This is a genomic window from Azospirillum himalayense, from assembly GCF_042657465.1.
Lineage (GTDB): Bacteria > Pseudomonadota > Alphaproteobacteria > Azospirillales > Azospirillaceae > Azospirillum > Azospirillum himalayense.
Window position 1 is genome coordinate 67,104 of sequence record NZ_JBHSLC010000010.1, and the last position, 12,992, is coordinate 80,095.

Here is a 12,992-nt window from a genome sequence, read left to right on the forward strand (position 1 = left end):
GCGACGGGCCAGACCGCCCGCGTCAACATCGCCAACCAGCTGAAGGCGTCGATCAACAACGCGCTGGGCGCCAACGGCCGCCTCAGCGGCAAGGACGTCCAGACCGTCACGACCAACGCGACCGGCACGATCACGCTGTCGGGCGCGACGACGAGCAACGCCGCCCGCGAGATGACCGTCAAGGCGACGTCCGAAAACGCCCTGACCAAGCGCATCTCCGAGAGCTTCGCGTCGGGCACCATCGTGTCCTTCACGGTGGACCGCAACCTGCTGGAGCAGGCCGCCAACAACGGCAACGGCATCTCGACCATCGAGAAGAAGGTCGACATCCAGATCCAGGTCAGCAACCTGAGCGGCGCCACGGTGACCCGCGACGGCATGGCCAATCGCGGCGAGGGCAAGCTGGCGGAAGGCGAGAACGCCTACGCGTTCGACACCGGCACGGTGCGCTTCAACGTCGACCAGAAGAGCATCAAGCAGGCGGCGGCGGCCAACTCGGCGGCCAACCTGGTCTCGGTGCAGGTGACCGACGCCAACACCTCGAACGATCTGACGGTGCAGCTCAACGAGCGCAACACCAACGCGATCACGGTGCAGGCCCAGAACCTGACCACCAGCGGCCAGGGCCTGCGTCTGGACTACGCGCAGAACGACTGGACCGACCGCGCCGACATCGACAAGGCGGTCGCCAGCATCGACTATGCGAAGCAGACCCTGCGGTCGTCTTCGCAGACGCTGTCGACCAACCTGAACGTCATCACGACCCGTGAGAACTTCACCAAGGAGTTCAGCGACGTGCTGACGGAAGGCGCGAGCAAGCTGACGCTGGCCGACCAGAACGAGGAAGGCGCGAACCTGCTGATGCTGCAGACCCGTCAGCAGCTCGGCACCATCGCCCTCTCGCTGGCCAACCAGTCGCAGCAGTCGATCCTGCGTCTGTTCTAAGTCTGAGAGTTCGGGTAGGATTACGCCCGGCGGGCGGCGGCGCGAGCCGCCGCCCGTTTCATTTTGTGCGGCGCTTCCCGGCAGGCGCTTTCCGCTTCCGCGCGCCGCCGAGACAAGGACCGGGTCCGTTTCATGCCTCTGAAGTTCGTTCTCCGCCCCAATGAAAAGGTCATCATCAACGGTGCGGTCATCGGGGCCGGTGACCGTCCCGGCTCATTCTTCCTATACAACACCGCCAACTTCCTCCGCGGACGTGAGGTGTTGAAGGAGGAGCAGATCGATTGCATCGAGAAGAAGCTCTACTTCGTCATCCAGCTTATCTATATTTTTCCAGAAGACGCGGTGCTCAACCTGCAGCGCTTCGCTTCGATACTGAGCGAGACGCGCGATGCACGCCCCGATTGCCGCGATGATCTCGATGAGATCGAACGGCTGGTGGAGGCCCGCAATTATTACCGTGCGCTGAAAATCTGCCGGAAGATGTTCAAGGGCGGTGATGCCTCGTCCAATGCCTCGGATGGGGCGGCGGAAAGCCCGGCGGCCGATCCGGCGCCGTGATCGACGCGGCTGTTGGGGGTTGGGGCGGCCAATCCGCGGACGCGCTTCTGACCGACGCCATCGCCCGGCACCGGGCGGGCAATCTGGAGGAGGCGCGGCGACTCTACCGCAGCATCCTGTCCGCCGATCCGGCCCATGCCGATGCCCGTCACCTGTCGGGCATCGCCGCCTATCAGGCCGGTCAGTCCGAGCAGGCGGCGGCGTGCTTTCGGGTGACCCTGGCGACCGATCCGTCCTTCGCCCCGGCCTACAACAGTCTGGGCAACGTCCTTGCCGACCGGGGCCATCCGGACAGTGCTGCCCGCGCCTACCGCCGTGCCATAGCGCTTCAGGACGGCTATGCCGAGGCGTTCGGCAATCTCGGTCTCCTTTTCCAGACACAGGAGCGGATCGGCGACGCCGTGGCGGCTTATGAGGAGGCGTTGCGCGCCGATCCCGGACGCACGGCGACCCGCTTCGATCTGGCGGTTCTCTATCGGCGCCTCGGCCGTCTCGACGAGGCTGCCCTGGCCTTCTACCGGGTCGTCCAGGCGCGGCCGGACCATACGGAGGCGTGGCGCAGCCTGGCGCTCGTGCTGCACGCCTTGGGCCATCCCGATGCGGAATTGTGCCTGCGCCGCGCCTTGACCGATGATCCGACCGACCGTGAGGTGGCGCGCGATCTGGGAGCGCTTCTGAACGGGCGGGGTAACTTCACCGAGGCTGCGGCGGTTCTGGCTCCGGCGGTGGAGGCCGACAGCGGGCGGGACGCCCGCCTGCTCTTCCTCCTTGGCAGCGCGCTGCAGGGGGAGGGGCGGCTGACGGAGGCGGTGCCCCGCTACCGTGACGCTCTGTCCCAGGACCCGCTGCTGGCGGGGGGGTGGAACAATCTCGGCGTGGCCTTGCTGGACCTGGGTGACCACACCGCCGCGGTGACGGCGCTGCGGACATGCATCGCGTTGCGTCCCACCGATGCGGTGGCCTTCAACAACCTGGGCACCGGCCTCGACGGGGTGGAACGGCCTGAGGAGGCCGTGCGCGCCTTCGAGCGTTCACTGACCATTCAGCCGGACTACGGCAAGGCGCTGAACAATCTGGGCAATTCCCGCCGCGCGGGGCGCCGGGCCGAAGCCGCCGCCGCGTTGTACCGGCGCGCGCTGATCGTCCAGCCGGACTATCCCGACAGCTACACCAACCTCGGCAATGTTCTCAAGGATTGGGACGATTGGCAGGGCGCGCTGCGCCTGCACCGGCGCGCGGTGCGTCTGGCGCCGCAGAGCGCCGTCGCGCTGACCACATTGGGACTTGCCCTGAATGTGCTGGGACGGAACCAGGAGGCGGAGACCGCGCATCGGCGCGCCCTGTCCATCGACGCCGCGCACGCGGAGGCTTATGCCAACCTCGGCATGCTGCAATGGCAATCGATGCGCGTGCCGGAAGCGGAGCGAACCCTGCGCCGCGCCCTGCGCATCGACCCGGCCCTGCCCGCCGCACGGCTGAATTTCGCTCTGGTCGGCCTCGCGACGGGCAACCTGCGGGAAGGCTGGGAGGCCTACCAGGACCGGTTCAAAGCCAAGGAGTACCCGGAGCGCGCCATAGCGGCGCCGCTATGGCGGGATGACGGAGCGACCGTGCCTCGCCTTCTGGTCTGGCGCGAGCAGGGGGTGGGGGACGAGATCATGTTCGCCTCCTGCTATCCCGCCCTGGCGGATCGCGTAGCGGCGGGGCGGATCGGTCATGTTATCCTGGAGTGCGACCATCGGCTGGTCAGCCTGTTCGCCCGCTCCTTTCCCTGGGCCACCGTCCGGGCGGAAACCACCGCCGCCGAAGGGACGGAGGCGCCGGCCCCGGCCGATTGCGACGCCCACATCGCCGCAGGCGCTCTGCCGCGCTTTCTGCGCCGGGATCTGGCAAGCTTTCCGGCCGGCCCCTGGCTGCTTGCCGACCCGGAGCGCCTCGCCGTGTGGTGGGAGCGGCTGGCCGCCCTGGGGACTGGCCTGAGAGTCGGAATCGCTTGGCGCAGCCAGCTGATGACGACCGAACGAAAGGCCGCCTACATCACCCTGGAGGCGTTCGCCCCCCTGTTCACGATTCCCGGGGTGGTTCTCGTCAATCTTCAATATGGCGACTGTGCGGCGGAGATCGCGGCGGCGGAGGCGCGGTTCGGCGTGACCATCCACCGCTGGGACGATCTGAATCTCAAGGATGATTTCGAGGGAGCGGCGGCCCTGACCGCCAATCTGGATCTGGTCATCGCACCCGCCGTCTCCACCGGCGAACTGGCCGGGGCTCTGGGCGTGCCGGCTTGGCGCATCGGCGCTCGCGACTGGACCCAGCTGGGCGCCGGGGTTCGTCCCTGGTATCCGACGATGCGCCTCTTCCAGCCGCGCCCCGGCGAGACGCTGGAGACCGTCATGGCGCGCATCGCCCGAACCCTGACCGCTCTCTTGCGGCCGGTCGAGGGCATGGTGAGCCGCCCCTCCGCGGCACTTGCGGCACCTGCGGATGTCGAGCCGTTGGTCACCGAGGCCATCTCCCGCTACCGCACCGGAGCGTTGCAGGGGGCGGAAGACCATTGCCGGGCGGCACTGGACGCTGTGCCGGAGCATCCCGTCGTCCTTCACCTGCTGGGGATTCTGCGGCTTCGCCAAGGTGATGCCGGGGACGCCGCGGCGGTGCTGACCCTTGCCGTGAAGGCCGATCCCGGCAACGCCGCCGCGCACGCGGCCCTGGCCGACGCCTGTCAGGCGCTAGGACGGCAGGATTCCGCGCTGGTGGCGCAACGCAACGCCGTTCTGCTCCGTCCGGACGCGGCGGAGCATTGGCTCAATCGTACCGCCCTCCTGCGCGGGTGGGGGGATGGGGGCGAAGCCGAGACCTGCGCGCGGCGCGCCCTGCGGATTCGCCCGCTGCTCGCTGTGGCGCACGCCCATCTGGGACACCTACTCGCCGAGCGCGAGGACCGTGAGGGAGCGGAGCGGAGTCACCGACGGGCTCTGGCCCTGGCGCCGTCGGACGCCGATGCGCTGGTGAGTCTCGGCGCTCTCCGTCTGCGCGCCGATCGGCCGGTGGAGGCGGATCGGCTGCTGCGCCATGCCACCGCAAGCGCACCGGACGACGCCGCCGCCTGGAGCCACCATGGCACTGCGCTCGACCGGCTCGGCCGCGTCGACGAGGCGTTTGCCTGCCACCGGCGGGCCATCGACCGCGCGCCGGAAATGGCGGAGGCGCAGGCGAACTTCGCCATGCATTGGGCGCGGCGGCAGCGCCCGGCGGAGGCCATCGCCGCCTACCGCCAAGCCATCCGGATCAATCCGGCGCTGCCGACCGCTCATTACAATCTGTCGCTTCTGCTGCTGGAGCGGGGGGAGCTTCGCTCCGGATGGGCGGGGCATGAGTGGCGGTTCGACACCCCCCAGTTCCGCGACCAGAAACGCCATTTCGCAGCACGACCTTGGCGTGGCGAGAACATCGCTTCCGCCCGCCTTCTGGTCTGGCGGGAGCAAGGGGTGGGCGACGAGATTCTCTTCGCCTCCTGCTATCCCGATCTGCTGCGCCGCGCCGGGCATCTGGTGGTGGAATGCGACCGCCGTCTGGTGTCGCTCTTCGCGCGCTCCCTCCCCGGCGCGACGGTGCGCCCACCGACCGTGGAGCCGCGCGACGTGGACGTGCAGGTGGCCGCCGCGTCCCTGCCGCGGCTGCTGCGGTCCGACTGGAAGCGGTTCCCGGCCCAGCCCTGGCTGATCCCCGATCCCGGACGCCTCGGCCGCTGGCGCGACCGGCTGGCCGCTCTGGGATCGGGGTTGACGGTCGGTATCGCGTGGCGCAGCCAGGTCATGGATGGGGAGCGCCGCGCCGCCTACGTCACGCTGGACGCTTTCGCGCCGCTGTTTGCCCTGCCGGGGGTGGTGTTCGTCAACCTGCAGTATGGGGACTGCGCGGCGGAGATCGCGGCGGCGGAGGCGCGGTTCGGCGTGACCATCCACCGCTGGAACGATCTTGACCTGAAGGACGATTTCGAAGGCGCGGCGGCGCTGACCGCCAATCTGGATCTCGTCATCACCCCCGCCGTCTCCACGGGCGAACTGGCCGGCGCCCTCGGCGTGCCGGTGTGGCGGATCGGGCACCGCGACTGGACGCAACTCGGCACCGGGGTTCGCCCCTGGTTCCCGTCGATGCGCCTGTTCCAGCCATGCCCCGGCGAAGGTTTGGACGGCGTCATGGGCCGGATGGCGACCACGCTGCGCCGGCTCATGCCCACGGATGACGAACCACCGCCCGGAGCCTTGCCTCAGGGAGTTCCGGACGATCCGGACACGCTGTTGGAGACCGCTGCCGCTTGTCACCGGGACGGTCGGCTGGCCGAGGCGGCGCCCCTGTACGAGCGTGTGCTGAAGATCCAGGCGGATCATCCGGTCGCCCTCCACCTGTCGGGGTTGTTGGCGCATCAAACCGGCCATTCCACCGCGGGAGCGGCGCGCATCACCCGCGCCCTCGACGCGCTGCCCGCATACAGCGCCGCACAAGCGAGCCTCGGGACCGTGCTGCTGGCCCTCGGACACGCGCCGGAGGCGGTGCGCCGGTTCCGGCTGGCGCTTGCTCTGCAGCCGGCTGGCGCGGCGGCTTTGACGAATCTCGGCAACGCGCTGGAGGCGGCGCACGAGCTGACCGCCGCCGCCGAGGCCCATCGGCGGGCGACCTTGGCCGACCCGGCACTGGCGGAGGCACACGACAACTGGGGTGCCGTGCTGACCCGGCTCGGCGCGTTGGAGGCGGCCGAGGGGCGTCATCGCCACGCTTTGCTCCTGGTCCCGGACCGCGAGGACGGCTGGCTGAATCTGGGGGTGGTGCTGCGCCGGGCGGGGCGGCTGGACGAGGCACGACGGGCTCTGGGCCGCGCGCTGGCCCTGGTGCCGACGCAAGGGGATGCGCTGGCCAATCTGGGGCGGCTGCTGCGCGATCGGGGCGAGACCGCAGCGGCGGAACGCTGGTGCCGCCGTGCCCTGGCGGTGGAACCGGGGCACCCGGCGGCGGCTTTCAACCTTGGGCTCCTGGATCTGGCCCGCGGCAGGCTGGAATCGGGTTGGTCCGGCTATGACGCCCGCTTCCGTGCCCGTGAGCTGTCCGGTGCCGCCCGTGCCGTCCCTGTGCCAGCCTGGGAGGGAGAGGACCTCGCCGGCCTGCGCCTGCTGGTCTGGGCGGAGCAGGGTATCGGTGACGAGATCCTGTTTGCCGGCTGCCTGGACGACGTGATCGCGCAGGCCGCCGCGGTGGTGGTGGAGTGCGACCGGCGGCTGGTGCCGCTGTTCGCGCGGTCTTTTCCCCAGGCGGATTGGCGCCCGGCCCCGGCGGACCCGGCAGCGCCCTGCGCCGGAATTGACCGCCACGTCGCCATGGGATCCTTGCCGCGCCGGCTACGGCCCCGCTTCGAGCGCTTTCCATCGCGCCCGTCCTTCCTGACCGCCGACCCGGAGCGGGCCGCCCTCTGGCGGGAGCGGGTGGATGCGCTCGGCCCCGGTCTGAAGGTGGGAATAGCGTGGCGCAGCGGGCTGATGACCGCGGAACGCCGCGGAGCCTACGCGCCGCTGGACAGGTGGGGGCCGGTGTTTGCCCTGCCCGGCGTGGTCTTCTGCACCCTGCAATACGGCGATTGCGCCGCCGAGATCGCCGAGGCGGAGCGCCGCTTCGGGGTGAGCATTCACCGCTGGGGCGATCTGGACCTCAAGGACGATCTCGACGGCGTTGCGGCTCTGATGACGGCCCTCGACCTCATCGTCACTCCGGCGAGTTCGGTGGGGGAGTTGGCGGGCGCGCTGGGTGTGCCGGTCTGGCGGTTCGGCCCGCAGGGGGACTGGACGGCGCTGGGCACGGGCGTCCGACCCTGGTTCCCCAGCATGGCGTTGATCCCCGCACCAACGGGAGAGCCGGCAGCCGCAGCCTTGCCGGCCATCGCGCGCCGTTTGGCCGCGCTTCGTGCCGCGGCTGAGTCCGGCATCGCAAACAGCTGACAAAGCAAACAGCTGATAAAGAAAGCCGGGAGCGAACCGTACGTCGCCCCCGACTTTATGAATCGGATCGATCCGGAAGGGTGTTAATTCACCCTGTGACTGGTTCTGGCCAAACGATCAATTTCTTCCTTGAGGTGGAGCTTCTCAAGCTTCATCCGCTTGATGGCACTTTCGTCAGGCCACGAACGCTTCTCCTCGTCGAGGATGGCGCGGTCGAGACGCAGGTGCTTTTCCTGCAGGGAAGATAGGCGAGCATCAGTGTGCATGGGCTGCTCTCCGTCAGATCGAACCGGCTCCTGCCAAGTCCGGCAGGCCGGAAACCGTAGTGTTCACCCATCCGTGCTGCCAAACAACCCCAAACTTTTGTCCTAGTACTCCAAAGACGGGGTGTGACCGCCCCTTACGATGGGGAGTAGGACAATACGCCGCATAGGCCTACCTTTTGCCGTTCGTTGCGGGGTTAGACCGGAAGGCGGAGATTTTTTGCGTCGTCATACCTCGTTGGAGATAGGATTTGGAGCCATCCGGATCAGCATCCGGGCAACCCGACGGACCATGTCGGCGGAGGTCTCGCCTGGGTGTGGGGCGATCAGCCTTTGGGTGGGGAACCAGGGCCGTACCCCACCGCCCATCCAGGTCCAGTCCCGGCTGCCCAGCCGCCAGACCGGCACGCCCAGCGCGCCCGCCAGCTCCCCGGCGGCGGTGGCGGGCAGGATGACAAGGTCGAGCGCCGCCATCAGGGCGGCCACCCCCTCCAGATCGTTCTTCAGGTCCAGATCGTCCCAGCGATGGACGCGCCGCACGCCGTCCGGCTCGATGGACGCCAGTTCGGCGGTGCAGTCCCCGTATTGCAGGTTGACGATGCGGACGCCCGGCACGTCGAGCAGCGGCAGCCAGTCGGTGATGCGGGTGTAGGCGCCCTCGCGATGCGCCGTGACGATCTGGCTGCGCCAGCTGATGCCCACCTTCAGGCCTGGACCGAGCGCGTCCACACGCTCCCGCCAGAGGGCGGCCCGCTCCGGGTCGGGAGACAGGAAGGACGGGCGCGAGGGAAAGCGCTCCAGCCGGTCGCGCCACAGGGCGGGCAGGGAGCCGGCGGCGATCTGCAGGTCGCAGTCCGGCGGGTCCAGGCGTTCCCTGCCATCGGTGGTGACGGACTCCGCCCGCACGCATGCCCATGGGAAAGCGCGGGCATAGAGGGACACCAGACGCGGGTCGCATTCGAGAACCACCGGTCCGCCGCTGTCCTTCAGGTTCCCGAAGACGGAGGCGAACAGGATCTCGTCGCCCAGCCCCTGCTCCGGCCAGACCAGCAGGCGGCGCCCGCGCAGAGGCTCGCCGGTCCAGACCGGCAACGCGATGCGGCGCGCCCGTTGAAGCTGGCGGGCGGAGAAGCGGCGACCGTAACCGGCCCAGCCGGTGGCAAGATCGCCGTCCGCCAGGGCCAGCAGTCCGACGTTCCAGGCGGCGAGCGCCAGCCCCGGGGCCACCCGCAGGGCGCGGTCGAGGAAGTGCCGGCAGAGGGCCGGCCGGTCCGCCATCTTGGCGAGGGTGCCCAGATTGTTCAGGGTGTCGGCGGAATCCGGTCGCAGGGTCAGCGCGCGCCGGTAATGGGCCGCGGCGGCCTCGAACCGTCCCTCCACCTCGCAGACGTAGCCGAGATTGGTGTGAGCGGCCGGGTTGGCCGGGGCGAGCCGGATCGACCGGCGGTGCCAGCGCTTGGCCTCGTCCAGCCGGTCCGGCTGATTCAGGCTCAGCCCCATGTGGGTCATCGCCTCGGGGAAGTCCGGGCGCAGTGCGATGGCGCGGCGGAAACAGGCGTGGGCTTGGTCCGGGCGGTCCAACGCCTGCCGGACGAGGCCCAGATGATTCCAGGCCGTGGGGAAATCCGGATCGATCCGCAGCGCCGCCGTGATGTGCTCCTCCGCCTCCGCGTGATGGCCGGCCTGATGCTGAATCAGGCCGAGCAGATGGAGCGCGTCGCTGTGCCGCGGCGCCAGATCGAGGACGGCGCGGTAGACCGCCATGGCGTCGGTCAGCCGCCCGGACCGGTGCAGGGCGATGGCGTCGTTCAGCAACCTGTCCGGATCGGCGGGCGGCGCTGGTGGTGGAGGCGGAGCGGCCGCGCGTTGGGGGGCAGGAGCGGGCCGCATCGCGGCAAGGCGGCGTGCCATGCCGGCCAGCACATCGTCGAAGGATTCGCCGGGGCGCGGTTGGAACAGGCGCATCGATGGGAACCAGGGGCGAACCCCGGTGCCGAGTTGCGTCCAGTCGCGGTGTCCGAAGCGCCACACCGGCACGCCGAGGGCGCCGGCCAGTTCTCCCGCCGCCGTTGCCGGGGTGATGACGAGATCCAGATTGGCGGTCAGCGCCGCCGCGGCCTCGACATCGTCCTTCAGGTCCGGATCGTCCCAGCGGTGGATGGTCACGCCGAACCGCGCCTCCGCCGCTGCGATCTCCGCCGCGCAATCCCCATACTGCAGGTTGACGAACACCACTCCGGGGAGGGTGAGCAGCGGCCCCCACTGGTCGAGCGTGGTGTAGGCGCCCTTGTGCTCGGGCGTGGCCAGGTGGCTGCGCCACGCAACACCGATCTTCAGGCCCGGCTCCAGCGCGTCCAGCCGCTCCCGCCACAAGGCGGTGCGGGCTGGATCGGGCTTCAGCCAGGGAGCAAACTGGTCGAAGGAGTCCAGAGTTCCCCGCAACAGGCTGGGCAGGCTGCCCGCCGGCACCTGGAGGTCGATATCCGGGGGAACCACCGTCTCCCGCCCTTCGGCGTCCAGCGTCTCCGCACGCACCGTCGCGCGCGGGAAGGATCGGGCGAACAGGCTGACGAGCCGCAGGTCGGTCTCGATGGTCACCGGCCCGCCGCCCCAGGCGATCACATCGCCATAGCAGGAGGCGAACAGGATCTCGTCGCCCATACCCTGCTCCCGCCAGATCAGCAGACGGCGCCGGCGCAACCCCTCGCCCCGCCACCGCGGCGCATCGATCCGCCGGTCGGGCAGAACCCGGCCGGCGGCGAAGCGCCGTTCATAGCCTTCCCACCCCCGCTCCAGCCGTCCGTGCAAAAGGGCGATGACGGCGAGGTTGTCGCTGGCGCTGGCAAGCTGGGGGTCGTGGGCCAGCGCCTCCTCATAGCAGGCTTCCGCCTTCGTGAACTGCCCCTGCGCCCGCAGCGCGTTGCCAAGGTTGTGGATGGCCTCGACGGCGTGCGGGTTCCGGCTGAGCACCTTGCGGAAGCACTGCTCGGCCTGGGCGGGGCGCCCCAGCTTCAGAAGAACGCTGCCCAGGTCGCTCAGCATCATCGGGTTGTCAGGCGCGCGCTTCAGCGCCTCGCGGTAGGCGATTTCAGCACCCTCATAGGCGCCCTTGCGTTGCAGGGCGGTGCCGAGCGTGTGGTGGGCCTTCGGATCGTCGGGCCGCAGCCGCAGCGCGGTGCGGGCTTGGGCCAGCGCTTCGTCCATCCGTCCGGCGGCGCTCAGCGCGTCGCTGAGGTTGGTGTGGGCCTCGACCATCGCAGGGGCCAGCGCCGCGGCGCGGGCGAAAGCGTGCAAGGAGTCGGCACGGCGGTTCTGGGCGCGGAGCGCGTTGCCCAGATTGAACCAAGCCTTGGCATAGCCCGGCTCAAGCTCCACCGCCGTGGTGAAAGCCAGCGCCGCCAGTCCCGGCAGCGCCTGGGCCTGGAAGGCGTTGCCGAGATTGTGGCGCGGCCGGGCGGACAGCGGGTTCAGCGCGGCGGCCATGCGGTGCGCCTCCGCCGCCTCGGCATGACGGTCCAGCGCGGCGAGCGCGCTTCCCAGATTGTCGTGGTAGTCGGCGACGCCGCCGGCCTGCCGGATGGCCTCTTCGATCAACTCGACGGCGGGGCCGGGATGCCCGGCCTGGAGCGCCAGCACGCCCAGCAGGTGCAGCGCGTCGGGGTGCCGCGGGTCGGCCACCAGGACGGCGCGGTAGTCCCGTTCCGCATCGGCCAGCCGGCCCGCCCGATGGTGGGCGACGGCGCGGCCGAGCCGGGCGGCGACCTCATCGGGCGTCGTCGGCGAAGCCTGGTCGGTGGGCTGGTTCATGGGGGTCGCCTTTTCCGTCTGCCCGATCCGGCCCCGGGCCGCGAGGCCTTCCGCCGGTCTGTTGCCGGAAGGGAGTGCCATGTTCACCGGTTCCCGGTAAAGATGCTGTTAGCCCTCGCCCTCTTCAGGAGCCGTTCCGTGTCCGAGCCGAGCGATCCGCCCCGTTCCCCGTCGCCGCGTTCGGGCCTGCTCGCCCGTGGCGCGGGAGGGCTGGGCGGTCTGGCCGTTAAGGCCATGCGCCTCTATACGGAGGCCAACGCCTTGGCCTCGGGCGGGCTGGCCGCGGAGGCGGAGGCCGCCTACCGCCGCACGCTGGCGCTGAACCCGCGCTTCGCGGAGGCACACAACAACCTCGGCAACGTGCTGCGCGCCCTGGGCCGCGCGGAGGAGGCGGTGGCCGCCTACCGCGAGGCGCTGGCCTGCGGTCTCGATCACCCGCTGGTCCACTACAATCTGGCCTCGGCCCTGAAGGCGGCGGGCGACGCGGCGCCGGCCGAGCGGCATTTTCGCCGGGCGCTGGTCGAGGAACCAGCCTATGCGGAAGCCTTCAACAACTTCGCCAATCTGCTGCGCGACGGCGACCGGCTGACCGAATCCGCCATGGCCTACCGCCGGGCGCTGGCCCTGCGGCCCGACTGGGACGAGGCGCACGACAACCTGTCCGGCGCCCTCTACCTGCTTCACGAGGCGGGGCGGCACGAGGAGGCGGCATGCCTCGCGCGGCGGTGGCTTCGCGACCATCCCGACCATCCGGTGGCCCGCCATATCGGCGCCGCCATCGCCGGACTGGACGCCGGGGAACGGGCGTCCGACGCCTATGTCCGGCAAGTGTTCGACCTGTTCGCGGGGGAGTTCGACGACAAGCTGCTCGGCGAACTGGGCTACCGTGCGCCGACCTTGCTCGCGGACGCGCTGGCCGAAGCCGGGATCGTGCCGGATGGGACGCTGAACGTGCTGGACGCCGGTTGCGGCACAGGCCTGTGCGGCCCCTTCCTGCGCGGCCCGGCCCGGCGGCTGGTCGGGGTGGACCTTTCCCCCGGCATGCTGGAGCGCGCCGCCGCCCGTGGCCTGTACGACGCGCTGGAGGAGGCGGAACTCGGCGCCTTCCTGGCAGGCCACCCGGTGGCCTTCGAGCTGATCGTGGCCGCCGACGTGCTGTGCTACTTCGGCGCGTTGGGCGAAGTGCTGGCGCGGGCCGCCGCGGCGTTGCGTCCGGGAGGCCGGCTGGCCTTCACGGTGGAGCGGCTGGAGGAGGGCGGGGCGCCCTGGCGTGTCAGCCCGCACGGCCGCTACGCTCACACGGAGGGCCATGTGCGGGATTGCCTGACCACGGCGGGCCTGTCCGTCCGGCGCCTCGCCCAGGACACCCTGCGCCATGAGAGCGGCGAGCCGGTGGCCGGGCTGGTGGTTCTGGCGGCGCGGCCCTGACGGG

At 70.2% G+C, this 12,992-nt stretch carries 6 protein-coding genes; 4 read left to right on the plus strand and 2 right to left on the minus strand.

Features of this window, described 5'->3' with window-relative positions; all coding sequences use genetic code 11:
* The 3 genes from ACFPMG_RS07590 to ACFPMG_RS07600 form a co-directional block, all read left to right on the plus strand.
* A partial coding sequence (locus ACFPMG_RS07590) for a flagellin (protein WP_376994580.1) occupies positions 1-945 on the plus strand: 945 nt, incomplete at its 5' end.
* A gap of 132 nt (positions 946-1,077) precedes the next feature.
* Positions 1,078-1,503, plus strand: coding sequence for a flagellar biosynthesis repressor FlbT (locus tag ACFPMG_RS07595; protein WP_376994581.1), 426 nt, complete (start codon positions 1,078-1,080; stop codon positions 1,501-1,503).
* The gene (locus tag ACFPMG_RS07600) at positions 1,500-7,490 is read left to right on the plus strand and encodes a tetratricopeptide repeat protein (RefSeq protein WP_376994582.1); all 5,991 of its coding nucleotides are present in this window, start codon (positions 1,500-1,502) and stop codon (positions 7,488-7,490) included. The genes ACFPMG_RS07595 and ACFPMG_RS07600 overlap by 4 nt, the downstream gene beginning before the upstream one ends.
* Positions 7,491-7,573: 83 nt before the next feature.
* On the opposite strand, the gene ACFPMG_RS07605 is transcribed toward ACFPMG_RS07600, so the two are convergent.
* Positions 7,574-7,756 (minus strand): YdcH family protein, encoded by a 183-nt coding sequence (locus ACFPMG_RS07605; RefSeq protein WP_014198642.1) that lies wholly within the window; start codon positions 7,754-7,756, stop codon positions 7,574-7,576.
* 225 nt (positions 7,757-7,981) lie between these two features.
* On the minus strand, positions 7,982-11,560 hold the full coding sequence (locus ACFPMG_RS07610) for a tetratricopeptide repeat protein (protein ID WP_376994584.1): 3,579 nt from the start codon (positions 11,558-11,560) through the stop codon (positions 7,982-7,984).
* A gap of 138 nt (positions 11,561-11,698) precedes the next feature.
* On the opposite strand from ACFPMG_RS07610, the gene ACFPMG_RS07615 reads away from it, so the two are divergent.
* On the plus strand, positions 11,699-12,988 hold the full coding sequence (locus ACFPMG_RS07615) for a tetratricopeptide repeat protein (protein ID WP_376994585.1): 1,290 nt from the start codon (positions 11,699-11,701) through the stop codon (positions 12,986-12,988).
* Positions 12,989-12,992: the final 4 nt, after the last annotated feature.